The following is a 25,797-nucleotide window of genomic DNA, read 5'->3' on the forward strand; positions in this document are numbered from 1 at the left end:
TCCCCCCGGGGAGACACAGTGGTCACCGGTCGACGCCTCCCATCACGGGGTCGATGGACGCGACGGCGACGATGACGTCGGCGACCTGGCCGCCTTCGCACATCGCCGCCATGGCCTGCAGGTTGGTGAAGGACGGGTCGCGGAAGTGCACCCGGCAGGGGCGGGTGCCGCCGTCGCTGACCGCGTGCACGCCCAGCTCGCCCCTGGGTGACTCGACGGCCGCGTAGGCCTGTCCGGGCGGGACGCGGAACCCCTCGGTCACGAGCTTGAAGTGGTGGATCAGGGCCTCCATCGAGGTGCCCATGATCTTCTTGATGTGGTCGAGGGAGTTCCCCAGGCCGTCCGGCCCGAGGGCCAGCTGCGCGGGCCAGGCGATCTTCTTGTCCGCGACCATCACGGGGCCGGGCTCCAGCCGGTCCAGGCACTGCTCGACGATCCGCAGCGACTGCCGCATCTCCTCCAGCCGGACCAGGAACCGGCCGTAGGCGTCGCAGGAGTCGGCGGTCGGCACGTCGAACTCGTACGTGTCGTAGCCGCAGTACGGCTGCGCCTTGCGCAGGTCGTGCGGGAGCCCTGCGGAGCGCACGATCGGCCCGGTGGCGCCGGTGGCCATACAGCCGGCCAGGTCGAGGTAGCCGATGCCCTCCATGCGGCCCTTGAAGACCGGGTTTCCGGTGGCGAGCTTGTCGTACTCGGGGAGGTTCCTGCGCATCTTCCTGACGAAGGAGCGGACCTGGTCCACGGCGCCCGGGGGCAGGTCCTGGGCCAGGCCGCCGGGCCGGATGTAGGCGTGGTTCATCCGCAGGCCGGTGATCAGCTCGTAGATGTCCAGGATCAGTTCGCGGTCCCGGAAGCCGTAGATCATGATCGTGGTGGCGCCCAGCTCCATCCCGCCGGTGGCGATGGCGACGAGATGGGACGACAGCCGGTTGAGCTCCATCAACATCACGCGGATGACCGTGGCCCGGTCGGGGATGTCGTCGGTGATGCCGAGCAGCCGCTCCACGGCCAGGCAGTAGGCGGTCTCGTTGAAGAAGGGGGTGAGGTAATCCATCCTCGTGACGAAGGTGGTGCCCTGCGTCCAGGTCCGGTATTCGAGGTTCTTCTCGATGCCGGTGTGCAGATAGCCGATACCGCAGCGGGCCTCGGTGACGGTCTCCCCGTCGATCTCCAGGATCAGCCGCAGCACACCGTGCGTGGAGGGGTGCTGCGGCCCCATGTTGACGATGATCCGCTCGTCGTCGGACGTCACGGCGGAGGCCGCCACCTCGTCCCAGTCGCCGCCGGTGACGTTGTAGACGGTTCCCTCGGTGGTCTCACGGGCCAGGGACTGCGGTGTGTCGAAGTCGCTGGACGTGTGGTGGCCGCTGGAGGAGTGGGAGTGCGGTGCAGTAGTCATCAGCTGTACGACCTCCGCTGGTCGGGAGCCGGAATCCGGGCGCCCTTGTACTCGACGGGGATGCCGCCGAGCGGGTAGTCCTTGCGCTGCGGGAAGCCCTGCCAGTCGTCCGGCATCATGATCCGGGTCAGTGCGGGATGGCCGTCGAAGATCAGGCCGAAGAAGTCGTAGGTCTCGCGCTCGTGCCAGTCGTTGGTTGGATAGACCCCGACCAGCGACGGGATGTGCGGGTCGGCATCCGGGGCGGAGACCTCCAGCCGGATCAGCCGGTTGTGGGTGATCGAGCGCAGGTGGTAGACGGCGTGCAGCTCGCGGCCCTGGTCGCCGGGGAAGTGCACCCCGCTGACGCCGGTGCACAGCTCGAAGCGGAGCGCCGGGTCGTCCCGCAGGATCCGGGCGACGGCCGGCAGAGACTCCCGCGCGATGTGGAAGGTCAGCTCGCCACGGTCCACGACGGTCTTCTCGATGACGTTCTCGGGGACCAGCCCCTGCTCGTCGAGGGCGCCCTCCAGCTCGTCGGCGATCTCGTCGAAATCGCCGGACCCTCCCCCGTCGCCGCCCGGACCTCCGTACGGCCGCTGGGAGGCGCCGGGCAGCCGGACGGTCCGCACGAGGCCGCCGTAGCCGCTGGTGTCGCCGCCGTTGCCGGCACCGAACATCCCTCGGCGGGTGGCGATCACCTCGCCGGTGTCGTCGCGCTGCGCCGGGAGGGCGTCGGCGGTGCCGCCCGGCTCGCCGGGACGCTCCTGGGCCCGGCGCGCGGAATCCTGACCAGCGGGATCCTGACGGCCGGGATCCTGACCTCCGCGGCCCCGGTGCTCGGGGTTCTTCCGCTCACTCATCGCAGCAGCCCCTTCATCTCGATCAGCGGGCGTGCCTTGAGGGCCGCTTCCTCGGCCTCGCGGGCGGCCTGCTGCTGATTGACCCCGAGCTTGGAGTGCTGGATCTTGTCGTGGAGCTTGAGGATGGCGTCCATCAGCATCTCGGGACGCGGCGGGCAGCCCGGCAAGTAGATATCGACGGGGACGATGTGGTCGACCCCTTGCACAATCGCGTAGTTATTGAACATTCCACCCGATGAGGCGCAAACCCCCATGGAGATCACCCACTTCGGGTTCGGCATCTGGTCGTAGACCTGCCGCAGTACGGGGGCCATCTTCTGGCTCACCCGGCCGGCCACGATCATCAGATCCGCCTGCCGCGGGGAGCCGCGGAAGACCTCCATACCGAAGCGGGCCAGGTCGTACCGCCCGGCGCCGGTCGTCATCATCTCGATGGCGCAGCAGGCCAGTCCGAAGGTCGCGGGGAAGACCGATGACTTGCGCACCCAGCCCGCGGCCTGTTCGACAGTGGTCAGCAGAAAGCCGCTCGGCAGCTTTTCTTCCAGTCCCATGTGTGGCCCCTAGTCCCATTCCAGGCCGCCACGACGCCAGACATAGGCGTAGGCGACGAAGACGGTGAGCGCGAAGAGGAGCATCTCGACGAGCCCGAACAGCCCCAGGGCGTCGAAGGTGACGGCCCAGGGATAGAGGAAGACGATCTCGATGTCGAAGACGATGAAGAGCATCGCCGTCAGGTAGTACTTGATCGGGAAACGACCGCCACCGGACGGTTGTGGTGTCGGCTCGATTCCGCATTCGTACGCCTCGAGCTTGGCCCGGTTGTAGCGCCGCGGCCCGACGAGCGAGGCCATGACGACGGAGAAGATCGCAAAGCCTGCCCCGAGGGCTCCCAGTACGAGGATGGGCGCGTAAGCGTTCACCGTCCTCGCTCCCTTCAGTCGACGATGACTGGATGGCGGTCCGCTCGGGCTCTTCGAGTGCCCCCTGATTGCCCTATGGAGATCTCTCCCTGCCCTCACGGAGATCGTGCACATGTGAGGCAGTTCACAAGCCCAAGCCGCCTGCATCTTATGCCCGCCGGTCTGTGATCTGCGACACGGGGGCGGTCAACGCCTTTGTGATCTTTACCACCCGGCGAAGGATCATGAAGCGGGGCGAGGGGCGATCTTCATACGTGAAGCGCGCAAGTGATCACGAGAGGTGACATTCGCATGGGTTACCGCTGGCCAGGATCGACTGGCCAATATCAAGTGGTGGCCGCCACAGGCAAATTGGCACCCGGTGCCCCCAACTGATATAGGAGGCAGGCCCGTCGGCGCGACCCCGGCGCGCGGCGGCCGTCCGGGCGGATGGCACGCCGGCGCGCACGCCCTTTCACGGGCGATACCCGGACCGCGACCCGCTCCAGATCACGGTCGCATCACGGGAACATAACGGGCACTCAAGAGTGACCTATCCCACCCGAATTGCCGCGCCAGATCCTTGACGCCCGAGAGCCCTTGGCGTGGCGCGCGGAGAAGTGGTAAGCGCCCCGCAGGCCCGTACGGGGCAGCAAATGCCGTGCGCAGGAACATGATCACGAAATCCGGACATCGCGCCGCCGACTCGACGGGTAGTCAAAAGTCCGTTTTGTTCGTCGCGTACGCGTCAAGTGTGGCGCAACACACCTTTGTTGGCAGCAACCTGAGGCTCCTGATAGCCGTTATGCCCATGTCCCCGAACGCACTCATACCCAGCCACCGGAAGCCCCGTCGCTCCGCGTCCTCGCGCGCGCTGCGCGCGGGTGTGACCGGTGGCTTCCTCACTCTCGCCGTGACCGGCGCGACCGTACCGGCCAACGCCACGGACAAGCCCGTCGCCGAAACCCAGGAGATGCCGACGATCACGGCCGCGCTGGCGACCAGCGCGGCCAAGAGCGCCGACACCGCCGAGCAGGTCGCGTTCACCTACGAGCGTCAGGCGCTCCAGGACACCGCCTTCTCCCAGGCCGCCAAGGCCGCCGAGGAGCAGGCCACCGAGGCCGTGGAGAAGGCCAAGGCCGAGGCCGAGGCGAAGAAGAAGGCCGAGGAGGAGCGGAAGGCCGAGGAGGCCGCGCAGGCCCGCGCCTCGCGCTCCGCCGACCGTACGACCCTGACCGGCTCGTCGGCCGGTTCGTCCGACAGCTCGTCGTCCGGGTCCTCCGCCTCGACCTCGACCCCCTCGTCGTCCGCCACCGGTTCCGCCGCCACGCTGGTCTCCTTCCTCAAGGCGCAGCTGGGCAAGGCGTACGTGCTGGGCGCCACCGGCTCCTCGTCGTACGACTGCTCGGGCCTGACCATGGCCGCGTTCAAGCAGATCGGTATCGACCTGCCGCGCGTCTCGCAGGACCAGTCCACCACCGGTACCCAGGTGAGCCTGAGCAACCTCCAGGTCGGCGACATCCTGTACTGGGGCAGCGCGGGCAGCGCCTACCACGTCGCCGTCTACACCGGGGACGGCAAGTTCATCGGCGCCCAGAACCCGAGCACCGGCATCGTCGAGCGCCCGCTCAACTACGACATGCCGACCGGCGCGGTGCGCGTCCTCTGAGGACCCGTCCTCTGAGGAATCCCTCGCCGGAACCGCCCCTCCCGCCGCCCGGGAGGGGCGGTTCCGCGCGTACGGGCGTCACGCCTTCGGCGCGACCTTGCTCAGCCCGTTGATGATCCGGTCCATGGCGTCGCCGCCCGTGGGGTCGGTGAGGTTGGCCAGCATCTTGAGGGTGAAGCGCATCAGCAGCGGGTGGGTCAGGCCGCGCTGGGTGGCGATCTGCATGACCTTGGGGTTGCCGATGAGCTTCACGAAGGCGCGGCCGAGCGAGTAGTAGCCGCCGTAGGTGTCTTTGAGGACCTTCGGGTAGCGCTGCAGGGCCAGCTCGCGCTGGACGTACGTGGCGCGGGCGTGCGCCTGGACGATGACCTCGGCGGCGATCGCTCCGGACTCCATGGCGTACGCGATGCCCTCGCCGTTGAACGGGTTGACCAGGCCGCCCGCGTCGCCGACCAGCAGCAGTCCGCGCGTGTAGTGCGGCTGCCGGTTGAAGGCCATGGGCAGCGCCGCGCCGCGGATCGGACCGGTCATGTTCTCCGGCGTGTAGCCCCAGTCGGCGGGCATAGAGGCACACCACGCTTTGAGGATCTCCCGCCAGTCCAGCTCCCGGAAGCCCGCGGAGGTGTTGAGCACCCCCAGGCCGACATTGCTCGTACCGTCGCCCATGCCGAAGATCCACCCGTAGCCGGGCAGCAGCCGGTCCTGGGCGCCGCGACGGTCCCACAGCTCCAGCCAGGACTCCAGGTAGTCGTCGTCGTGCCGGGGCGAGGTGAAGTACGTGCGGACGGCCACGCCCATGGGGCGGTCCTCGCGCCGGTGCAGGCCCATGGCCAGCGACAGCCGGGTGGAGTTGCCGTCGGCGGCGACGACGAGCGGCGCATGGAAGGTGACCGGGGTCTTCTCCTCACCGAGCTTCGCGTGCACGCCGGTGATGCGGCCGGTCAACTCGTTGATGACGGGCGCGCCGACGTTGCAGCGCTCGTAGAGGCGGGCGCCGGCCTTCTGGGCCTGCCGCGCCAGCTGCTCGTCGAAGTCGTCGCGCCTGCGGACGAGCCCGTAGTCCGGGAACGAGGCCAGCTCCGGCCAGTCCAGCTGCAGCCGGGAGCCGCCGCCGATGATCCGCAGCCCCTTGTTGCGCAGCCAGCCCGCCTCCTCCGAGATGTCGATACCCATCGCGACCAGCTGCTTGACGGCGCGCGGCGTCAGACCGTCACCGCAGACCTTCTCGCGCGGGAACGCCGTCTTCTCCAGCAGGAGTACGTCCAGACCGGACTTGGCGAGGTGGTAGGCCGTGGTCGAGCCGGCGGGACCGGCCCCGACGACGATCACGTCCGCGGTGTGCTCCGAGCGGGCTGTGGTCACGGAATCGGTCACGGACGCGGACGCGGACTCGGTCACGGCGTAGTCTCCCGGAAGTCGATAGAAGTCGATATCCGGATATCTGGGCATCTGGGTACCGACCGGCACTGGGCACGCTCAGTCTATGGGGGCCCCGGCCGCGCAGAACCTGAAGGGTTGGCCCGTAGACGTCCCGTGGACGTCCGGCCCGTAGGCGTCAGGTGGGCGATCCGTGGCGTCCCGTGGGCGGGCATACCGTGCGCACGGTATGTGCGCGGCGTGAGTACCGTTACCGGATGCTGGACCGACTGGAGATCGAGAGCTTTCTGACCCTCGCCGAGGAGCTGCACTTCGGCCGCACCGCCGAACGCCTTCAGGTGTCGCGCGCCAGGGTGAGTCAGATCGTCCAGCGGCTGGAACGCCGGGTCGGCGCACCGCTCTTCGACCGCACCAGTCGCCGCGTACGGCTCACCCCACTCGGCCGGCGTCTGCTCGACGACGTGGAGCCGGGCTACCGCCGCATCGAACGCGGCCTGGCGGCGGCACAGGCCGCGGCGAAGGACATGGCGGGGCACCTGACCGTGGGCTATCTGGGCGCCGCGGCCGGGGAGTTCGTGCTGGACGCGATCCGCGTCTTCACCCGCCGCCACCGGGAAGCCGACGTCCAGATCTACGAGACACAGGTCAGGGACCTGCTCGGACCGCTGCGCTCCGGCGAGGTGGACCTCCTGGTCACGCAGTTCCCCGTGGAGGAACCGGACCTGGTCCGTGGCCCCGTGGTGCTCCGCGTCCCGCGGATGCTGGCCGTCCCTGCCAACCACTCCCTCGCCAAGCAGAACACCGCGTCACTGGAGGACCTGGCCCGTGACCGCGTCTTCGCCTGCTCCGGACACGTACCGGACTACTGGCAGGAACACCTGACGCCCTCGTCCACGCCGAGCGGCCGGCCGATCCGGCGCGGGCGGTCCGCGGCGACCGTGCAGGAAACACTGGCCATGGTCGGGGCGGGGCAGGGCATCTCCCCCGTGGGAGCCGATGTCGCCGCGTACCTCACTCCCGGAAACGTCGTCTACCTCCCGTTCCGCGACGCCGCCCCGCTGGAGTACGGGCTGGTCTGGCGCACGTACGGGACGACCGCCCGCAGCAGGGAGTTCATCGACGTGGCCACGGAGGTCGCGGCGGATACCCGTACCGCACGTGATCGGTAAACGTGGCTAACCGGTCGTTGAGCAACCAGTAGCTGATCAACAGCGATCGGGCCACAAAGCTGGCGGCATGACCAACGACCTGTCAGCCGCACCACCCCCCGGGCCCGCTGCGTCCTCTGTGTCGCCTGCGTCCTCTACGTCCGCTGTGTCTTCTGCATCGTCTGTGTCCTCTGTACCGTCCGCGCCTCCTGACATGGACAAGCGCCGCCCGGCCCGGGGCCGAGGCCGGGGCCGGGGATCCGCAGCCGGCACCCTGCCGGCGCTCGCGCTGGGGGCCTTCGCCGTGGGAACCACCGAAGTCGTCATCGCCGGCCTGTTGCCCGAGATCGCGGGCGACCTGGGCGTCCCGCTTCCCACCGCCGGACTGCTGGTGTCGGGCTACGCGCTGGGCATGGTGATCGGTGCTCCGCTGCTGGCCGTACTCGGGGCGAGAGCCCCCCGGAAACGGTTGCTGCTGTGGCTGGTCGGCCTGTTCATCGCCGCGAGCCTGCTCAGCGCCGTGGCGCCCGGATACGGAGTGCTGCTGGCGGGCCGGGTGCTCACCGCACTCGCCGGTGGCGCCTACGTCGGCACCGCCTCGGTGGTGGCCGCCGGCATCGTCGCCCCGCACCGGAAGGCCGGCGCGATCGCCGTCGTCTTCATGGGGCTCAGTATCGCCAACGTGCTGGGCGTGCCCGGCGGGACGGCGCTGGGGCAGGCACTCGGCTGGCGGGCCACCTTCTGGGCCGTGACCGTGATCGGCGTGGTCCTGCTGGTGGCACTGGCCCTGCTCGTTCCCTTCGTCCCCGCCGAAGAGGGGGCCGGCTTCCGCGCGGAACTGGCCGTCTTCCGGCGCGGCCGGGTATGGCGCGCCCTGGCCGCGACCGCCTTCGGCTGGGCTCCCTTCCTCACCGTGCTCACCTACATAGCGCCGATACTCGTGGACGTCACCGGATTCAGCGAGCGGACGGTACCGCTCATGCTGGTGCTGATCGGCGCCGGGATGGTGGCCGGAACCCCGCTCGCGGGCCGGCTGGCGGACCGGGCCCTGGCTCCCACGCTGTACGGGGCACTGACCGGTGTCGCCGTCGTGTCCCTGGCGCTTCTGGCGGCCGTACACAGCAAGCCCGCCGCGGTCGTCGGGTTCTTCCTGTTCGGCCTGGTCGGGGCCGCCGTCATCCCGCCCTTGCAGACCCGGGTCATGGCCACGGCCCAGGGCGCGGACAATCTCGCCTCGGCCGCCAACATCTCGGCCTTCAACATCGGCAACGCCGGTGGGCCCCTCCTGGCCGGAACCGCGCTCGCCGCCGGGGGCGGCTACACCGCCCCCCTGTGGATCGCCGCGCTGCTGGGGTTCGCCGGCCTGCTTCTGGCGTACACACCGAAGCCGAAGGCCTCACCACCGGCAACACCGGCAACACCGGAACCTCGATAGCGCACAACGGCGGGCACAACGCAGGCAGCCGAGGGCGGAGGCAGACCAAGCGAGGGCAAACCAAGGGCGAACCGAGAATGCCTCATTCGTGCCCAGCGCATCGCCCCGTGCCTCCCTACTGTGGGAGCCGCTTGGTCGTGCTGCGTGGTGTGGAGGGTGGAGGCGGCATGCGGGAGTCCTACGCGGTGGGTGCGGTGGGTGCGGGAGCCCGGGCAGGGCGCGGGGAACTGACGGTGGGGGTGGAGGAGGAGTTCATCCTGGCGGACCCGGTGACCCGCGAGGCGGTGCTCACGGCGAACGGCGTGGTGGAGACGGCCGACCGGCTGGCGGGGCACGGGCAGGTGGTGGCCGAGCTGGCGCTGGGCCAGGTGGAGACCGTCGGCGGGGTGTGCTCCGACGCGCGGCAGCTGCGCGCGGAGGTCACGCGATTACGCCGGTGTGCTGCCCGCGCCGCACATGAGGCCGGCCACCTGCTGGTGGCCTGCGGCACGGCGCCGCTGGGCGATCCCGGGCCGCCGCCGGTCGTGGACACCCGGCGCAATCACGCGATCACCGCCCAGTTCCGGAGCCTGGTGGACCAGCAGTGCGTCAACGCCTGCCATGTGCACGTAGGGGTGCCGGATCCGGAGGAGGCCGTCCAGGTGGTCAACCACCTGCGCCCGTGGACACCGCTCCTGCTGGCCCTGACCGCGAACTCCCCCTTCTGCCTCGGCCGCGACACCGGCCACGCCAGCTGGCGGGCGATGCTGTGGGGCCGCTGGCCGACCGCCGCGCCGCCGCCGTACCTGCGCTCGGCGGACCACTACGAGCGGGTCGTCTCCGCACTGGTGGACAGCGGGGCGGCGATGGATCCGGCCATGGTGTACTGGTCCGTCCGGCCCTCCCGGCACGTGCCCACCGTCGAGATCAGGGTCGCCGACGTCCTGCCCGGCGCCGAGGACACCGTCGCCTACGCCCTGCTGGTGCGCGGCCTGGTCGCCACGGCGCTGACCAAGATACGCAAGGGAGAACCGGCCCCGCCGGTGGAGGACAGCGTGCTGCGCGCGGCAGCCTGGCGCGCGGCCCGTGACGGAATGTCAGGCCGGCTGCCGGCCGTACCGCTGCCCGGCCCGGTCCGGACCGTCCCGGCCTGGTATCTGGCCACGGCCCTGGTGATGCGCGTCCAGGGCCACCTGCACGCCGCCGGCGACTTCGACACGGTCCGGCGCTGGCTGTCGCGCCTGCAAGGGCACGGCACGGGCGCCGCACGGCAACGCGCCGTGTACCGGCGCACCGAACGCCTGGAGAACGTGGTCGACACCCTGGCCGTCCCACTCCACGAGCACGCCGCCCCCGACTCCGACCGCGATCCCGATCACAGCCCCGCTCCCGATCACGGCCCCGGCCCCGGCCCTGATCATGGCCCCGGGCCCCGCCCCGGCGCCGGCCCCGACGACCGGACGACCTACGACACCGCCCAGCCGACCTGAGCCACCACCGGAGTCGGGCCTGAGTCACCCAGGATCTGTCATCCGCCGGACGGCTTCGCCCCCCGGTGCAGCGCCACGATCCCGCCCGTCAGATTGCGCCAGGCGACCTTGGTCCAGCCCACACCCTGCAACCGGGCGGCGAGTTCGGGCTGGTTGGGCCAGGTACGGATGGACTCGGCGAGGTAGACGTACGCGTCCGGGTTACTGCTGACCGCGCGGGCGACCGGCGGCAGCGCGCGCATCAGGTACTCGGTGTAGACGGTCCGGAACGGCGCCCAGGTCGGCTCGCTGAACTCGCAGATCACCAGCCGGCCGCCGGGCTTGGTGACCCGGTACAGCTCGGCCAGCGCGGCATCGGTGTCCTGGATGTTGCGCAGCCCGAAGGAGATGGTGACGGCGTCGAATACCCCGTCCGCGAACGGCAGCCGGGTCCCGTCGCCGGCGGTGAACGGCAGCCACGGGTGCCGCTTCTTGCCCTCCGCGAGCATGCCGACGGAGAAGTCGCACGGCACGACGTACGCACCGGTCCTGGCGAACGGCAGCGAAGAGGTGCCGGTACCGGCCGCGAGGTCGAGTACCCGCTCGGCGGGCCGTGCGGCCACCGCGCGGTCCACTTCCTTGCGCCACAGCCGCGCCTGCCCCAGGGAGAGCACGTCGTTGGTGAGGTCGTACCGCGCCGCCACGTCGTCGAACATCGCGGCGACTTCGTGCGGCTGCTTGTCCAGGGATGCTCGGGTCACCCGGCCATTGTCCACCGTGCCCCGGACGACGCCCGCACCGGGACGACCGCACCGGGCACGACCCCGGCCCTGCGCCCGACATACCCCCGGCCCGCCGCCGGTCCCCCGTCCGCCGCCGGTCCCCGGTCCGCGGCCAGTCCCCGGCTGGTCGGTAGCTGGTCGGGGACGGCCGGGATGCCCCCCTCAGAACATCCCGGCGGTCCAGCGGTGCGTACTGCTGCTGCCTGCATCTGCGTACTGCATCGCGAGCGGCCAGGTGCCGGCCGTCCCCGCGCCATCGATCTTGCCGACCCGAATCCGTCGTTCCGCTTGCGTTGACGCTGCCCTGACGCGCAAGGAAGGCGCGCTGACGGGTCCTTTACGGGCGACGGGTTCTTTACGGGGGCGAGGGCGGGTACCTTTCAGCGCGCTTTCCTTACGGGGCGAGGCAGGGCGGCCGGGTGGGCTTGGGCCTGCTCTGCACCTTTCGGGCCTCGTGTGCTGCGTCTCGGGCCTTGCGTGCTGCGTCCTTCGTTACTTCGGCAACGATTACGGAGAGTTATTTGTTCCTGCGTCGTCACAATGAGTGACGGAACGGTGGGGAGGGTGACGCCGGGCGCGGGCGGCGGTGGACGAGGCGGCCGGCGAGGACGGTGGCGAGGGCGGTGCCGTCGTCGGCGAAGACGGCGAAGGTGGCCACACCGCCAGGGGCCAGGGCTCGTGGGCCAGGACCGGAACCGAGGCCGGAGCTGGAGCCGGGGTCAGGGCTGGAGCCGGAGCCGGGGTCGGACAGTACGTCGAGGCCGGAGCGCTGGACGGCCGTACGTACCGCGGGGCGGGTGAACGGGCCGGTCAGCGCTGTCGTCCCGGATGCCAGCAGTCGCTGCAGGCCCCGGCGGGCGCTGGCGCCCCAGCGCATCTCGGTCATGCCGAGGGCCGCGAGCGCCTCGCCCGTGATCGGCTCGGTGCCGAGTTCATCGGCCTCGCGCGGGTCGGGGTGGTAGGCGGCTTCCAGGAACGCCCGGCCGTCCGGTTCGTGACGTCCGGGAGTCAGCACCCCGTCCCACTCACGGAGGCGGACCCGCCCCCGGACCGTCGACTCCTCCCCCGCGTCGCCGGCGTCCCCCGCGTCCTCCGCACCCTCCACGTCTTCCGCGTCGTCCACGGACAAGCCGTACGTCGCCGCCAGTTCCTCGTACGGGCCGATGGCGGCGATCCGTGCGCCGTCGACAACGACAGCCTGCACCGCATGCCCGGGGTCCAGCGGGCCCTCGTGCACCCGCCGGACTCCCCGCACCCGGTGAATCGTCAGCACGACCGCTCAATCCGCTCGACCACTCGCCCGCCGGCCGCCCTGCCGACTACTTGGCCTCGACGATCTGCAGCTCGGGATGGGCCTTGCCGCTCTCGATGGCCGTGGAGGAGAGGTGCGAGACGGCCTTGTCGTCGACGGGGTCGTCGGCCGGGTCGTCGTGCACGAGCAGGTGCTCGTACGTCGTGGTGCGCTGCGCCGGGACCCGGCCCGCCTTGCGGATCAGGTCGATGATCTCCATACGGTTGGAGCGGTGCTTGGCACCGGCCGAGGAGACCACGTTCTCCTCCAGCATGATCGAGCCGAGGTCGTCCGCGCCGTAGTGGAGCGACAGCTGGCCGATCTCCTTGCCGGTGGTGAGCCACGACCCCTGAATGTGCGCGACGTTGTCGAGGAAGATCCGGGCGATGGCGATCATGCGCAGGTACTCGAAGAGGGTGGCCTGCGTCCGGCCCTTCAGGTGGTTGTTCTCCGGCTGGTAGGTGTACGGGATGAAGGCGCGGAAGCCGCCCGTACGGTCCTGGACGTCGCGGATCATGCGGAGGTGCTCGATCCGCTCGGCATTGGTCTCGCCCGTGCCCATGAGCATGGTGGAGGTGGACTCGACACCCAGCTTGTGGGCCACCTCCATGATCTCCAGCCAGCGCTCGCCGGACTCCTTCAGCGGCGCGATGGCCTTGCGGGGGCGGGCCGGGAGGAGTTCGGCGCCGGCGCCCGCGAAGGAGTCGAGACCCGCCGCGTGAATCCGCTGGATCGCCTCCTCCACCGACACCTTGGAGATCCGGGCCATGTGCTCGACCTCGGAGGCGCCGAGGGAGTGGATGACCAGCTGCGGGAACTCCTTCTTGATGGCGGCGAAGTGCTTCTCGTAGTACTCGACGCCGTAGTCCGGGTGGTGGCCGCCCTGGAACATGATCTGGGTGCCGCCCAGTTCGACGGTCTCCGCGCAGCGGCGCAGGATGTCGTCGAGGTCGCGGGTCCAGCCCTTGGCGGTGTCCTTCGGCGGGGCGTAGAAGGCGCAGAACTTACAGGCCGTCACGCACACGTTGGTGTAGTTGATGTTGCGCTCGATGATGTACGTGGCGATGTGGTCGATGCCGGCGTAGCGGCGGCGGCGTACGGCATCGGCGGCCTGGCCCAGCGCGTGCAGCGGCGCGGAACGGTACAGGTCGAGGGCTTCCTGCGGCGTGATGCGACCGCCCTGCGCAGCGCGGTCGAGTACGGACTGGAGGTCGGCGTTCTCGGTCACCGGGCGTCCCTTTCGCAGGCGGGCATCACGACTCGACCAGCGTACGCCAGGGGTCCGACAGCCCCGCTGGGGGCCGGGACATGGCCCTGTGACGGCCAGGCCATGACCCCGCGGCGGGCCCGTGCGCGTCATACCGGTGACCCATGTCATGCCGGGTCACCGAAACCATCGCTCCGCTTTCCGCATCAAACAGGGAGCAACACGACCCATAAGACGCGCCCCCAAAGACGCGATCCAGAACGACGCGACCTCAGACGACGCGACCCCAGACCACGCCGCGCGACTCGACGAGCCCCACATCGACGAGCCGAAGAGAACCGAACTGGGCCCGCCCGCCGCGGTCAGCCGAACTCGACCATCTGCCCCCGGAGAGAGCCCGTGCCGCAGCCCGCGCCCCTGACCGTGCGCCCGCCCGTGCCGCAGCCCACGCCCCCTCCTGCCTCTCAGCCCGCACATCACCGCAGGTCAAGGCGGCGGGCGCGGCTTGTCACGGCGATCGTCGCGGCCCTGGGGATCGGCTTGTTCCCCGTCGTCAAATACGGAGACGTCCTCCCCGACACCGGCACTCCGATGTCGTTCGGCGGCCGGCCGACGGCCGGAGTGCGCGCGGACGGCCCGCAGGCGCGGTTCCTCACGGCCGACACCCTCGCGGACGGCACCAAGATCGGCGTCACCACGTTCCGCGGGAAGAAGTCCGGCTTCAGCGGCAAGGTGTGGGCCTGGGCGCCGCCGGAGTACTACGAGGAGCGCTACCGCGACAGTGCGTTCCCGGTACTGATCGCGCTGCCCGGCAGTTATGGCTACCCGCTCAACTACTGGATGCGTCCGAAGCTCGGGCTGGAGAGCGCCGTCACGGACCTGGCGGCGCTGGGCCGCGGCAAGCCGTTCATCCTCGTCATGCCGCAGCTCAATCCGGAGAAGCGCTACCACGACGGCAGTGACATACCGGGCCGGCCGAAGATCGGCACCTGGCTGGCCGATGACGTCCCCGACCTGGTCAGGGCCACTTTCCGGACGTTCGACACCCGCGACGGGTGGGCCTTCATGGGTTCCTCGTCCGGCGGCTTCGTCGCCCTCAAGCAGGTACTGCAGCATCCGGACCGCTTCCGGGCGGTGATCGCCAGCGGCCCGGACACGCGTCCGGACTCCCCGCTCTGGCGCGGCCACGAGAAGGAGCGGCGCGCGAACGACCCCGAGCGCCTCGCCGCGCACCTGTCCGCCCGTCCCGACGCGCCGCCCGTCCACCTCCAGTTCCAGATAGGTACGGAGGAACGCGGCCGGGCCAGGCTGGAGCAGTTCATCCGCCGGTACGCCAAGGGCCCGATCAGCGCCGATCTGCACGTCATCCAGGGCGGCGGCCACAACGCCAAGAGCTACGTCCGCGGTATGCGGGACGCGAGCCTGGAGGCGATCAGCAAGGTACTGCGCGGCCCGACGCCGAAGGACTGAGCGGGCCACCGAGAGCCGGGCAGGCCGCCGGCCGGCCGGCCCCTACGCCTGCCCCAGCAGCTCGACGCGCACATCCGCCGGGAACCCGGTCGTCGGCCCGACGCGCCGGGCGAATTCCGTCACGCCCCGCAGCTGGTCGGCACCGAAGCGGAAGTCCAGCGTGGTGAAGTACCGCTCCAGTACGGACTCGTCGAAGGCCTCCCAGCGCGCCGCCTGCTCGGCGACCTTGGCCACCTCCTCCAGCGACAGGTCACGCGAGGCCAGAAAGGCCTCATGCACCTTCTGCACCATGACCGGCTCGCGCGCCAGGTACTCACGCCTGGTCGCCCATACGGCGAAGACGAACGGCAGCCCCGTCCAGTCCTTCCACATCTGCCCGAGGTCGTGCACCTCCAGGCCCAGCCGCGGCCCGTCGTGCAGATTGGCGCGCAGCGCGGCGTCACCGATCAGCACCGCCGCCTCCGCCTCCTGCATCATCAGGCCGAGGTCCGGCGGGCAGGTGTAGTAGTCGGGCCGCACCCCGATCTTCTCGGCCAGCAGCAGCTGCGCCAGCCGTACGGAGGTCCGCGAGGTCGAGCCGAGGGCGACCCGGGCGCCGTCGAGCTGGTCCAGCGGCTTCTGCGAGACGATCACGCAGGACATCACCGGCCCGTCGCAGCCGACGGCCAGGTCAGGGAAGGCGACGAGGTCGTCGGCCGCTCGCAGGAACTCGACGAGCGTGACCGGCGCGACGTCGAGCTCCCCCCGGATCAGCTGTTCGCTGAGCTTCTCCGGCGTGTCCTTGGTGAGGTCCAGATCGAGCAGGGTGCCCGTACGGGCCAGGCCCCAGTAGAGGGGCAGGCAGTTCAGGAACTGGATGTGGCCCACCCGCGGCCGGCTGCGACGGGGGCCGGTGTCGGCGCCGGGTTCTGCGGGTGTGTCTCCGAAGGTTGAATTGTCCACATGCGGAGGCTAGACCTGCCGCGCTTCGCGGAGCGCGCCGGGGGGGGCAACGTATGGACGTTAGTGCTGACGGTTAAACGTGATCTTTGGCTCTTCCGCGTCGCGAGTCCACCATGCTAGGCTCAGCGCAAGTTGCAGTTTGGTTTCCCTTGCAGTACAGAGCCTGCGGAGCATGTGACCCGCAGGCTTTTGTAGTTTTCAGACTTGTTTGCAGGTTCTGGAGCAGGGCAACCCTTTGGCCCAAGGAGGGCTTATGGCTACCGGAACCGTCAAGTGGTTCAACGCTGAAAAGGGCTTCGGCTTCATCGCCCAGGACGGCGGCGGCCCGGATGTCTTCGTCCACTACTCCGCGATCAACGCCACCGGCTTCCGTTCTCTTGAGGAGAACCAGCAGGTGAACTTCGATGTCACCCAGGGTCCGAAGGGCCCGCAGGCGGAGAACGTCACCCCCGTCTGATCGCGCAGAGCTGAGTTGCCCGACCGGAATTAGTCCCGGTCGCTCCATGCAGTACCCAAGGAGCCCTGCTCCGCCATTCGGCGCCGAGCGGGGCTCCTGCCTTTTGTCGCACGCCCTCCCCTCGCGTGCTCACGCGCTCACGCGCTCGCCGACTTCATGAACATTTACGGTCGGCCGCATTACGCCCCACGAAACTCGAGCCCGGCCCATAATTCGCCGGGCAATGCGCGTGTCGGGTTGCTTACGTAGATCACTCACGTCACCAGAACCGACCGCCTCGCCCACCTTTTTCGGCCGCCGGCCGCAGTCGTATGCGCGTGGTCGTATACGCGCAGCTGTACGTGAGTAGCTGTACGTGGGCGTCCGTCGCGATCGTTGAGTACGACGGCGGATACGCGGGTGATCGGCGGTTCCGTAGCGTTCACGGTGGGCCGGGCCCGGGCGGGCACCATCGACCGCCCCGCTTCACCCGGCTCGGCTCGGCTCGGCCAAAGCGATCACGGAAAGTGGTCACATCGCGACTTGCTGCGGCCTACCGTGGGCAGAATGAGCGAGCACTTGCCACCGGAGAAGCCCTGCCCCGACTGCGGAGGCAGAGGCACCGTGGACTGGGAGACGCCGGCCGGCGACGAGGTCACCACACAGTGCTCCGGATGCGGTGGCACCGGAACGGTCCTGGCGTGAGAGGCCCAAGAGACGCAAGAGGAGACAGAGGCGACGTGGCGGCGTTGAGCAGGAACGGGAAGCCGGTCGGCCTGGATGCGCAGTACGTCGGCAAACTGCCGTGCTCCACCTGCGGAATACGGTCGATGAAGCTGCCCGGCCGGCAGGGCGGAGTCTGCATTCCCTGCTATGCGGAGGAAAGCGTGGCCATGGGGCGACGGGGCGCGACGGCGGGCGCCTGGGTGACCGCCATGTTCGTGGGCGACCCGTGCCTGGCGTGCGGCTCACGGGCCGTGGACGCCAACGGCTGGGCCTTCTGGTGCAATTCATGCGAGCTGCAGACGGCGGTGGCCCTGCCGCCACGTTAGAGAGCGCCCCCTCCAGGCTGCCATTTTCCTGGGGAGTTGCCCTCTGGCCTGCGCAACTCGCCACCACCACTACCTGCCGGTTGCCCTGCGCAGTCGGCTTTCTCCCACGCCGCGCGGGAGCTCCAGCGACCCGCCCGGGACTTTCGCCTCTGGGCGAGGAGGCGAGGCCTAGCCCTTATGGGCGGATCAGGACGGGGTGATTACGGCCATTTTTCCGATGTATCCGGTATTGGCCGAGAAATAGCGTGAAGGGCATCGGGTCGACACACAACGAGGACGCACAACGAGAAGGGTTACGCGCCAATGAGCAAGATCACCCGCACCTCCCGCTCCCCTCGCCCCTCCCCCTCCCGCCCCCATCCCCACCTCCGCTCCCGCTCCCGCCGCATCTCCGTACGTGCCGCCGTGGCCACCGCCGTCCTCGTCGGGACCATGGCGATCCCGACGACGACCGCGATCGCCGCAGGGCCGACCGGCGCCCGGGCCGATGACGCCGCATCCGCGTCCGTCGGCAGCCCCGCCAAGATCAAGCCCAAAACCAGGGTCGTGGATATCGGCGCCGGCCACCAGGAGAAGCAGGGCAAGCAGGAGGAGACGGTGCGCCGGACCGACGGTCTCCGGACCGACGTCATGCTGCAGACGTCCTCGGCCGGTCCCGTCATGGCCGACGAGCAGAAGCGACGCTGCCGGATACCGGACGATCAGGCACACTACGGCCAGCGGCAGGCCCATCAGGAGCGGCACCGTACCCGTGCGCACCACGAGAAGGCGCACGGCGCGAAGGCGAAGAAACTGCACGCCGGCCGACGGGTCACCGCCGTGGAGCAGAAGCCGACCGCGCAGATAGCCGACGACCGCGAGGAGCGGAACGGGACCCACGCGGCCCTGATAGCCGGAAGAGGCGGAGCGGCGGCCGCCGCAGTGGTCGGCGGCGGTGTGCTCGCCATCGCCCACTGCGGCGACCAGCGGTAGAGCCCCTCACGGAACAGGTCAGTGCCTGCCGGAGCCCGTCAGGGCCCCGTCAGTTGGGAGTTCCGGGAACGCCGTGAGTTCCGGGAACGCCGTGAATGCCGGGCGGACCCTCCCCGTCGGAGGGTCCGCCCGGCGTCCAGCGTTCGCCGCCCATCAGATGACCGAGGCCGGTCCAGGCGAAGTTCATCATCGTGGCGGCGGCGTCCTTCGGTGTCGGGTGCACCCGTTCCCCCGAAGGGCCCTCGTCCGTACGGACGTTGACCCACTCGGCGAGCGACTCGGCGGCACCGACCAGGGCGTGCGCCAGGCCCGCCACCTCGCGTTCGGCCAGCTCACCGGCGCAGCCCGCCTCCTTGGCGGCCATACCGATCAACTCCGTCACGAATACGGCGATCTCCGCCCGCATGACGGCCACTTCGCGCGCGAACGGCTCGCCGTGCGTCCGGGCCTGCTGGTGGAGTACGGCCCAGCCGTCCGGGTTCCGCGCGGTGTGCGCGAAGAAGGCCTGCAGGCCGCTCCACAACTGACAGTCGGCCGCCTCCCCCGGCTCGACGGCGGCCGTCACGGCCGCCACCAGCGCCGCCCGCTCCCGTCGGATCACCGCGCTGAAGAGTTCTTCTTTCGAATGCAGGTAGAGGTAGACCAGCGGCTTGGAGACCCCGGCCACCTCGGCGATCTCATCCATCGAGGCCGCCCGGTAACCGCGCCGGGCGAACGTCAGCACTGCGGCGTCGAGCATCTGCTGCTCCCGGACGGCGCGCGGTACCCGCTTGCTCTTCACAGCTTCCACCCTGAATAGCCCTTCATCCCCGCCCCTTTACCGCCGAGTAAGTTTACGATCTTCGCCCCCGCCCCTCGCGGCTTTCACTGTTTGACATGATCCCCTCTCTGGCGAGACGATACGTCTCGCATCGCCTGGGGAGGCCCAGGCGCAAGCACAGACGCAGTTGCAGATGCAGCCCCAGACGCAGGCGCAGCCCCAGCCCCAGACGGGGCTGCACCCGCTCGCCCATCGGAGGACAGATTCGTGCAGCAGTTCCTTGACGCCGCCCCCGGCATCCGCCTGTGGACCGAACAGCGCGGGGCTGCCGACGCACCTCCGCTGCTGCTCATCATGGGCGCCCAGGCGTCCGGCGTCGGATGGCCGGAGCCACTGGTCGACGCGCTGGCCGCGCACCACCGGGTCATCCGATACGACCACCGCGACACCGGCCGCTCCACGTGGGCGTTCGAGGAGCACCCCTACCGGATCGCGGATCTCGCCGAGGACGTGATCGCGGTCCTGGACGGACTGGGTGTCGAACGGGCGCATCTCGTCGGCTTGTCATTGGGCGGCATGCTGGCCCAGATGGCGCTCGCCGACCACCCCGACCGGCTGATCAGCGCCACCCTCATGGGCACCAACGCCCTCAGCGCCACCCCCTACACCCGCCCGGACGGCAGCACCGTCCCGGTCGACGAACTCCCTGGTATCGCGCCCGAGGTCCTGGAGATGTGGGCCCGCCCGGTCGAGGACCACGGCCGGGCGGCGGAGGTGGAGCGGCGGGTCGAACACTGGCGGGTACTCGCCGGTGACCACCTCCCCTTCGATGACACGTACTTCCGCACGCTGGAGCAACGGATCATCGAGCACACGGGGCACTACCGGACGAGCACCGCATTCGCCCGTGCGGACGCCGGCGGCCTGCTCCGGACCGAGCAGCTCGCGCGGAACGAGGTTCCGACGCTGGTGATCTCGGCGCCCGCGGAGCCGGTGTTCCCGCCGCCGCACCCCCAGCACCTCGCGCAGTGCGTGAACGGCGCGTCCGTCGTCGAAATCCCGGGGATGGGGCACGCGCTGCCGGCGGCGGTACTGGGGCCACTGGCCGACGCCATCCTGGCGCATACGGCCGCGGCCCACTGACCCGCCTCGGCGCGCGGTGCATACGACGGCGCCCCCACAGCCGGTGTGCAGTGGCTGTGGGGGCGCCGTGCGGCGGACGCCGGGGATCAGCTCGCGGTGGCCGCGGCGGGGACGGGCGCGGGCGCCGGCTCGTCGGACGCGTCACTGCCACTGCTGGCGCCAGTGCCACTGCCGGTGCCGGTGTCGCTGCTGGTGCCGCCGATGCCGGCGGCGTGGGCGTACGCCTCGCGGTCCAGGATGTTCTCCTTGGCGGAGACCAGGATCGGGATCACCGACTGGCCGGCGACATTCGTGGCCGTCCGCATCATGTCCACGATCGGGTCGATGGCCATCAGCAGACCGACGCCCTCCAGGGGCAGGCCCAGGGTGGACAGGGTCAGCGTCAGCGTGACCGTTGCGCCGGTCAGGCCGGCGGTGGCGGCCGAGCCGATCACCGAGACGAACGCGATCAGCACGTAGTCGGCGATGCTGAGGGGAACGTCGAAGATCTGGGCGATGAAGATCGCCGCGATCGCCGGGTAGATCGAGGCGCAGCCGTCCATCTTGGTCGTCGAGCCGAACGGCACGGCGAAGGAGGCGTATTCGCGCGGTACGCCCAGCCGTTCGGTTACCTGCTGGGTGACCGGCATGGTGCCGACCGACGAGCGGGAGACGAACGCCAGCTGGATGGCGGGCCAGGCGCCCTGGAAGAACTTCAGCGGGCTGACCTTGCCGACGGCCGACAGCAGCAGCGGGTAGACGCCGAACATCACCAGCGCGCAGCCGACGTAGATGTCGACGGTGAAGGTCGCGTACTTGCCGATCAGGTTCCAGCCGTACGTCGCGATGGCGTGGCCGATGAGGCCGACGGTGCCGATCGGGGCGAGGCGGATGACCCACCACAGCGCCTTCTGCAGCAGCTCGAGAGCCGAGCGGCTGATCTTGAGGACCGGCTCGGCCTTGTCACCGAGCTGCAGAGCGGCGATACCGGCGACGGCCGCCATGAAGACGATCTGCAGGACGTTCAGCTCGGTGAACGGTGTGATCACGTCGCTGGGGACGATGCCGGTGAGGAAGTCGATCCAGGAGCCGGTGTGGGCGGGGAGCTTGCCGTCCTTGGGAGTCAGGCCGGTGCCCGCGCCGGGGTTGGTGAGCAGGCCGATCGCCAGGCCGATCGCGACGGCGATCAGCGAGGTGGTCATGAACCACAGCAGCGTGCGGGTGGCGAGCCGGGCGGCGTTGTTGACCTGCCGCAGGTTGGTGATCGACACCAGGATCGCGAAGAACACCAGCGGGGCCACGGCCAGCTTCAGCAGCTGGACGAAGAGATCGCCGATGTGCTGCAGCGTGGTGGTGAGCCAGCTGACGTCGCCGCTCTTGGCGATCCCGCCCAGCACCACGCCCAGTACGAGACCGGCGAGGATCTGGGCCCAGAACGGGAACCTGGGTATTCGGGAGGACTTGGGGGCCTTGGGGGCGTTGGCGGCCTGAGGGGCTCGCGGGGTCTGGGCGGACTCGGCGGTCTCGGCAGACGTGGACAACGGACACACTCCGGGAACGGGGAAGACGTCGGGAAACGGCGTGGTTGAGCGCCAGGAGGTCCGTACTTCAGACAGGATCTCCGGCCACTGCGTGAGGTCGGTCAGCGGCGGCGACAGGCCGCGGACATACAGCGGCAAAGATCGACATGCAGGCGCGCCACGAGCGGAACGCTCATGGGGGACGGGGGCGCGGCTGCGGTCTTCATGACAAGCACGTTAACACTTGAACTTTGAGGATCCCAAAGAAAATCTTTGGGATCTGCGACGGGGCCCGGGAGAGACGGGGGAGACGGAAGGCGATACGGGGAGGGGAGCGGCGGAAATGCAGAGCCCCAACGCCCGCCCTTACAACGCAACAAGCGCCCGGCGCCGTGGAGATCTGTCCACGGCGCCGGGCGCCTGCGAAGTGTGCTGTGCGGTGTGCTGCGAGGTGTGCGGTGGCTGTGACGCGTCTTACAACCTGTCCTCCTGCAGCCCGTCCTACGGCCCGCCGGTTACAGCCCGTCCTCCTGGCTCGCGTTGGCGCTGATCCGGGCACGCTGGCGGTCGACCTTGGCGACGATCTGCTCGGACATCGCGTCCCGCTGCTTGCGCAGCAGCACAAAGCTGAGCGGGGCGGAGATCACGATGGCGAGCAACAGCATCCAGATGGTGTTGGACGCGCCCACCCCGAGCGGAATGACGTGGAAGTAGGCCAGCACCCACACCACCGCGAAGCAGGCGATGAACAGGCCGATGCGAAGGGCGGTGTAGCGGAGTGTGGCGAACTTGTGGCTGCTCACGGCGGGGACCTTTTTCTCAACGGCAACCGAAAGGGTCGCCTTCCAGTCAAGCACAGCACCCGGGGCGTTCTTCCGGGCCCCGGACGCGCCCGGACCGACAGGCTCGGGGACCGGCTCAGGACCGGCCCGGGGACCAGCCCGGAACCGGCTCAGACGCGCATCGGCTGCGGCGATTCGCGGCGCTCGGCATCCGGGCCCGGGTACTCGCGGATGACCTCGTACCGGGTGTTGCGCTCGACCGGGCGGAAGCCGGCGTCGCGAATCAGCTCCAGCAGGTCCTCACGGTTGAGCTTGTTCGGCGTACCGAAGTTGTCCGCGTCATGCGTGATCTTGTACTCGACGACCGAGCCGTCCATGTCGTCCGCGCCGTGCTGCAGCGCGAGCTGGGCGGTCTGCACACCGTGCATCACCCAGAAGCACTTGACGTGCGGAACGTTGTCGAAGAGGAGGCGGGAGACCGCGAAGACCTTCAGCGCCTCGGCGCCGGTGGCCATGCTCGTACGCGCCTGGAGGCGGTTGCGGACCTTGCCGTCCTTCATGTCCACGAAGTCGTGCTGGTAGCGCAGCGGGATGAAGACGTGGAAGCCGCCGGTCTCGTCCTGGAGTTCGCGCAGCCGCAGGATGTGGTCGACGCGGTGGCGGGGCTCCTCGATGTGCCCGTACAGCATCGTGCACGGGCCCTTGAGGCCCTTCTCGTGGGCGAGGCGGTGGATGCGCGACCAGTCCTCCCAGTGGGTGTCGTGATCGACGATGTGCTGGCGGACCTCCCAGTCGAAGATCTCCGCGCCGCCGCCGGTCAGCGACTCGAGACCGGCGTCGATCAGCTCGTCGAGGATCTCGGAGGCGGACAGTCCCGAGATCTTCTCGAAGTGCTGGATCTCGGTGGCGGTGAACGCCTTCAGGGAGACGTTCGGCAGCGCCTCCTTGAGGGCCTTCAGCGACCGGGGGTAGTAGCGCCAGGGCAGCGTGGGGTGGAGCCCGTTGACGATGTGCAGCTCGGTGAGGTTGTCGCTCTCCATGGCCTTGGCGAGACGGACGGCCTCCTCGATGCGCATGGTGTACGCGTCCTTCTCGCCCGGCTTGCGCTGGAACGAGCAGTAGGCGCACGACGCGGTGCACACATTGGTCATGTTGAGGTGGCGGTTGACGTTGAAGTGGACGACGTCGCCGTTCTTGCGGGTGCGCACCTCATGGGCGAGGCCGCCGAGCCATGCCAGGTCGTCGGACTCGTAGAGGGCGATGCCGTCCTCGCGGGTCAGCCGCTCCCCGGCGTGGACCTTCGCCTCCAGCTCGCGCTTGAGGCCCGCATCCATCGACGCAGCCATCCGGTCGCCTCCCAGTCTCCGCCGCCCGGTCGCCAGGCGTATATCTCTCTGGCCGTCTGTCTCTGGCCGTCTGTCTCTGGCCGCCGCTTCGGCCGGGCGGGCCCCGTGGAGCCGCGCCGACCGCGCTTTCAGCCGTGCTGTCAGCCGTGTTGTCACGCCGTACCGCTCGCCGTTCCGATGCGCAAAACGAGCTCCGCCGAGCCTACTCCCCCGCTGTGACAGCGGACGGGGCACCCTGGCGCGGCGGGCGGCGCCCCGTGACGACGCACACGACACGCACGACGCGCACGACACATACGACGCACGCGACGCGCACCGCCCGCCGCGGTCCGGAGGTGCCTACGCGACCTCGTCGGGCAGCTCACCGACGCGATTCTCCCACTTGGTGGAGAGCACGATGGTGGTACGCGTACGGGAGACGCCCTTGGTGCCGGAGAGCCGCCGGATGGTGCGCTCCAGGCCGTCCACGTCGCCCACCCGCACCTTGAGCATGTACGAGTCGTCGCCGGCGATGAACCAGCAGTCCTCGATCTCGGCGAGGTCGCGCAGCCGACGGGCGACGTCCTCGTGGTCGGCCGCGTCCGAGAGCGAGATGCCGACCAGTGCGGTGACGCCGAGGCCGAGCGAGGCGGCGTCGACCGTCGCGCGGTAGCCGGTGATCACTCCGGCCGCTTCGAGGCGGTTGATCCGGTCCGTGACGCTGGGCCCGGAAAGGCCCACGAGCCGGCCGAGCTCCGCGTACGAGGCGCGGCCGTTCTCGCGAAGTGCCTGGATGAGCTGCCTATCCACCGCGTCCATGCCCTCAAGCCTTCCAATCTTTACGCATTTTCGAGTTTTGCATGTAGAATCTAAGGCATACAGGGCCTAGGCCCTGCGATTCTTTCCAGCGATCAAAGAAGATCCCACAGGAGTAGTCACCGTGTACTCGATCGAGATGGCCTACGCCCGCATGCGCGAGCTGCAGGACCAGGCCAATCGTTCACGTGCCCACAAGCTCGCCCAGCCGCAGTCCCGGCGCCGCTTCGGCCGCGCCACCACGGCCAAGAAGCGCTGAGCGCTGAGCCCTCGAAGAGCTACGAGCCAAGAGCAGCGAACAGCCACGAGCTGCGAGCTGTCACGAACAGCCACGAGCCACGAGTTGCGAGCTAAGACTTAAGAAACGTCCGGGGCCTCCTTCTCTCCCTTGGAGCCACCCCGAAGCTCCCCCTCCCAGCGCCGGTACAACCCGTGCGGCACCTCGGCCGCATCGAGCACCCGGCCCGCGACGAAGTCCACCAGATCCTGGATGTGCGTCGCCCCCGCGTAGAACGCCGGCGAGGCGGGCAGCACCACAGCGCCCGCCTCGTCCAGCGCGACCAGATGCTTCAGCGTCGGCCCGTTCAACGGCGTCTCACGCACCGCCACCACCAGCCGCCGCCGCTCCTTGAGCGTCACGCTCGCCACCCGCTGCAGCAGGTCCTTCGACAGCCCGAGCGCCACTCCGGCCACGCACGCCGTGCTCGCCGGGACGATCAGCATCCCCTTCACCGGATACGAACCCGACGAGGGCCCGGCCGCCAGATCCCCGGCCGGCCAGTAGCGCACCCGCGCCAGATCCGTCTCCGGCACCGGGAACGTGGCCGGCTTGCCGTCCGCCCCACGCGCCAGCCACTCCCGCAGGTCGGTACGCCAGTGCGCATCCCGGAAGGCGATCCCGGTCTCGTCCAGCAGCGTCAGCCGCGACGCCCGGCTGACGATCAGGTCCACCGCCTCGCCGGCGGCGAGCAGCCCGCGCACGACGGAAGCCGCGTACGGCGTCCCGGACGCGCCGGAGATCCCCACCACCCAGGGACGGCGGGGGCCGGCGCCGCCGTCCGGCGCGCCGGCGAGTGCCTCGCCGGCACCAGCGGCGTTGCTCT

General features: G+C 69.7%; 26 protein-coding genes. 11 read left to right on the top strand and 15 right to left on the bottom strand.

Features of this window, described 5'->3' with window-relative positions; genetic code table 11:
* Positions 1-22: 22 nt before the first annotated feature.
* From AZE13_RS14745 to AZE13_RS14760, 4 genes are read right to left on the bottom strand one after another with little or no spacing between them, the layout of a single operon-like run.
* Positions 23-1,399 carry an NADH-quinone oxidoreductase subunit D gene (locus AZE13_RS14745; RefSeq protein ID WP_258527795.1) on the bottom strand — a complete coding sequence of 459 codons (1,377 nt, stop codon included), beginning with the start codon at positions 1,397-1,399 and terminating at the stop codon, positions 23-25.
* Entirely contained in the window at positions 1,399-2,241 is an 843-nt protein-coding gene (locus AZE13_RS14750) for an NADH-quinone oxidoreductase subunit C (RefSeq protein ID WP_079123995.1), read from the bottom strand. Before AZE13_RS14750 ends, AZE13_RS14745 begins: the two co-directional genes overlap by 1 nt.
* Positions 2,238-2,792, bottom strand: coding sequence for a NuoB/complex I 20 kDa subunit family protein (locus tag AZE13_RS14755; protein ID WP_066931101.1), 555 nt, complete (start codon positions 2,790-2,792; stop codon positions 2,238-2,240). Before AZE13_RS14755 ends, AZE13_RS14750 begins: the two co-directional genes overlap by 4 nt.
* 9 nt (positions 2,793-2,801) lie before the next feature.
* On the bottom strand, positions 2,802-3,161 hold the full coding sequence (locus AZE13_RS14760) for an NADH-quinone oxidoreductase subunit A (RefSeq protein WP_066931103.1): 360 nt from the start codon (positions 3,159-3,161) through the stop codon (positions 2,802-2,804).
* Positions 3,162-3,951: 790 nt separating this feature from the next.
* Here AZE13_RS14760 and AZE13_RS14765 point away from each other — a divergent pair.
* Complete coding sequence (locus tag AZE13_RS14765; protein ID WP_066931422.1) at positions 3,952-4,809, top strand: C40 family peptidase; 858 nt, start codon at positions 3,952-3,954, stop codon at positions 4,807-4,809.
* A gap of 78 nt (positions 4,810-4,887) precedes the next feature.
* Here the strand turns inward: AZE13_RS14765 and AZE13_RS14770 are convergent, their stop codons facing one another.
* The gene (locus AZE13_RS14770) at positions 4,888-6,207 is read right to left on the bottom strand and encodes a geranylgeranyl reductase family protein (RefSeq protein ID WP_066931424.1); all 1,320 of its coding nucleotides are present in this window, start codon (positions 6,205-6,207) and stop codon (positions 4,888-4,890) included.
* Positions 6,208-6,443: 236 nt separating this feature from the next.
* Between AZE13_RS14770 and AZE13_RS14775 the strand changes: the two genes are divergently transcribed.
* From AZE13_RS14775 to AZE13_RS14785, 3 genes are all read left to right on the top strand, one after another.
* The gene (locus AZE13_RS14775) at positions 6,444-7,355 is read left to right on the top strand and encodes a LysR family transcriptional regulator (RefSeq protein WP_220127577.1); all 912 of its coding nucleotides are present in this window, start codon (positions 6,444-6,446) and stop codon (positions 7,353-7,355) included.
* Positions 7,356-7,548: 193 nt separating this feature from the next.
* Positions 7,549-8,769, top strand: a complete 1,221-nt coding sequence (locus AZE13_RS14780; protein WP_066931105.1) for an MFS transporter — start codon at positions 7,549-7,551, stop codon at positions 8,767-8,769.
* Between the two features lie 167 nt (positions 8,770-8,936).
* Positions 8,937-10,238 carry a glutamate--cysteine ligase gene (locus tag AZE13_RS14785; protein WP_066931107.1) on the top strand — a complete coding sequence of 434 codons (1,302 nt, stop codon included), beginning with the start codon at positions 8,937-8,939 and terminating at the stop codon, positions 10,236-10,238.
* Positions 10,239-10,276: 38 nt separating this feature from the next.
* On the opposite strand, the gene AZE13_RS14790 is transcribed toward AZE13_RS14785, so the two are convergent.
* From AZE13_RS14790 to mqnC, 3 genes are all read right to left on the bottom strand, one after another.
* Positions 10,277-10,978, bottom strand: a complete 702-nt coding sequence (locus AZE13_RS14790) for a demethylmenaquinone methyltransferase (RefSeq protein WP_066931109.1) — start codon at positions 10,976-10,978, stop codon at positions 10,277-10,279.
* A 556-nt stretch (positions 10,979-11,534) separates the two neighbouring features.
* Positions 11,535-12,272, bottom strand: a complete 738-nt coding sequence (locus AZE13_RS14795; RefSeq protein WP_066931111.1) for an imidazolonepropionase-like domain-containing protein — start codon at positions 12,270-12,272, stop codon at positions 11,535-11,537.
* A gap of 46 nt (positions 12,273-12,318) precedes the next feature.
* Positions 12,319-13,518 carry a cyclic dehypoxanthinyl futalosine synthase gene (mqnC, locus tag AZE13_RS14800; protein ID WP_066931113.1) on the bottom strand — a complete coding sequence of 400 codons (1,200 nt, stop codon included), beginning with the start codon at positions 13,516-13,518 and terminating at the stop codon, positions 12,319-12,321.
* Positions 13,519-14,037: 519 nt separating this feature from the next.
* Here mqnC and AZE13_RS14805 point away from each other — a divergent pair.
* The gene (locus AZE13_RS14805; protein ID WP_309302191.1) at positions 14,038-14,967 is read left to right on the top strand and encodes an alpha/beta hydrolase; all 930 of its coding nucleotides are present in this window, start codon (positions 14,038-14,040) and stop codon (positions 14,965-14,967) included.
* 42 nt (positions 14,968-15,009) lie between these two features.
* On the opposite strand, the gene AZE13_RS14810 is transcribed toward AZE13_RS14805, so the two are convergent.
* Complete coding sequence (locus AZE13_RS14810) at positions 15,010-15,909, bottom strand: menaquinone biosynthetic enzyme MqnA/MqnD family protein (protein WP_079123998.1); 900 nt, start codon at positions 15,907-15,909, stop codon at positions 15,010-15,012.
* Between the two features lie 253 nt (positions 15,910-16,162).
* On the opposite strand from AZE13_RS14810, the gene AZE13_RS14815 reads away from it, so the two are divergent.
* The 4 genes from AZE13_RS14815 to AZE13_RS14825 all read left to right on the top strand — a co-directional run bounded on the left by AZE13_RS14815 (position 16,163) and on the right by AZE13_RS14825 (position 18,369).
* Positions 16,163-16,366: a cold-shock protein gene (locus tag AZE13_RS14815; RefSeq protein WP_031008279.1), complete on the top strand. Its 204-nt coding sequence runs from the start codon at positions 16,163-16,165 to the stop codon at positions 16,364-16,366.
* Between the two features lie 546 nt (positions 16,367-16,912).
* On the top strand, positions 16,913-17,050 hold the full coding sequence (locus AZE13_RS36890; RefSeq protein ID WP_181690354.1) for a hypothetical protein: 138 nt from the start codon (positions 16,913-16,915) through the stop codon (positions 17,048-17,050).
* 35 nt (positions 17,051-17,085) lie between these two features.
* Positions 17,086-17,397 (top strand): hypothetical protein, encoded by a 312-nt coding sequence (locus AZE13_RS14820; protein WP_066931117.1) that lies wholly within the window; start codon positions 17,086-17,088, stop codon positions 17,395-17,397.
* Between the two features lie 303 nt (positions 17,398-17,700).
* On the top strand, positions 17,701-18,369 hold the full coding sequence (locus AZE13_RS14825; RefSeq protein ID WP_066931119.1) for a hypothetical protein: 669 nt from the start codon (positions 17,701-17,703) through the stop codon (positions 18,367-18,369).
* Between the two features lie 49 nt (positions 18,370-18,418).
* Here the strand turns inward: AZE13_RS14825 and AZE13_RS14830 are convergent, their stop codons facing one another.
* Complete coding sequence (locus AZE13_RS14830) at positions 18,419-19,150, bottom strand: TetR/AcrR family transcriptional regulator (RefSeq protein ID WP_258527796.1); 732 nt, start codon at positions 19,148-19,150, stop codon at positions 18,419-18,421.
* A gap of 246 nt (positions 19,151-19,396) precedes the next feature.
* Here AZE13_RS14830 and AZE13_RS14835 point away from each other — a divergent pair, with 246 nt between their 5' ends.
* On the top strand, positions 19,397-20,272 hold the full coding sequence (locus AZE13_RS14835) for an alpha/beta fold hydrolase (RefSeq protein ID WP_066931124.1): 876 nt from the start codon (positions 19,397-19,399) through the stop codon (positions 20,270-20,272).
* 86 nt (positions 20,273-20,358) lie between these two features.
* Here the strand turns inward: AZE13_RS14835 and AZE13_RS14840 are convergent, their stop codons facing one another.
* The 4 genes from AZE13_RS14840 to AZE13_RS14855 all read right to left on the bottom strand — a co-directional run bounded on the left by AZE13_RS14840 (position 20,359) and on the right by AZE13_RS14855 (position 24,697).
* Positions 20,359-21,792: a dicarboxylate/amino acid:cation symporter gene (locus AZE13_RS14840; RefSeq protein ID WP_066931430.1), complete on the bottom strand. Its 1,434-nt coding sequence runs from the start codon at positions 21,790-21,792 to the stop codon at positions 20,359-20,361.
* Between the two features lie 494 nt (positions 21,793-22,286).
* Complete coding sequence (locus AZE13_RS14845) at positions 22,287-22,574, bottom strand: DUF4229 domain-containing protein (protein ID WP_066931126.1); 288 nt, start codon at positions 22,572-22,574, stop codon at positions 22,287-22,289.
* A gap of 149 nt (positions 22,575-22,723) precedes the next feature.
* A complete protein-coding gene (mqnE, locus tag AZE13_RS14850; RefSeq protein ID WP_066931127.1) occupies positions 22,724-23,887 on the bottom strand; it encodes an aminofutalosine synthase MqnE in 1,164 nt (387 codons plus the stop codon).
* A gap of 351 nt (positions 23,888-24,238) precedes the next feature.
* Positions 24,239-24,697 carry an Lrp/AsnC family transcriptional regulator gene (locus AZE13_RS14855; RefSeq protein ID WP_066931129.1) on the bottom strand — a complete coding sequence of 153 codons (459 nt, stop codon included), beginning with the start codon at positions 24,695-24,697 and terminating at the stop codon, positions 24,239-24,241.
* Positions 24,698-24,818: 121 nt separating this feature from the next.
* Between AZE13_RS14855 and AZE13_RS38065 the strand changes: the two genes are divergently transcribed.
* Positions 24,819-24,953 (top strand): hypothetical protein, encoded by a 135-nt coding sequence (locus tag AZE13_RS38065; RefSeq protein ID WP_258527797.1) that lies wholly within the window; start codon positions 24,819-24,821, stop codon positions 24,951-24,953.
* A gap of 98 nt (positions 24,954-25,051) precedes the next feature.
* Here AZE13_RS38065 and AZE13_RS14860 read toward each other — a convergent pair whose 3' ends face one another.
* A complete protein-coding gene (locus tag AZE13_RS14860) occupies positions 25,052-25,723 on the bottom strand; it encodes a UbiX family flavin prenyltransferase (protein ID WP_066931432.1) in 672 nt (223 codons plus the stop codon).
* Positions 25,724-25,797: the final 74 nt, after the last annotated feature.

It is taken from the genome of Streptomyces sp. NBRC 110611, assembly GCF_001590865.1.
In the GTDB taxonomy this organism is placed as follows: Bacteria; Actinomycetota; Actinomycetes; order Streptomycetales; family Streptomycetaceae; genus Streptomyces.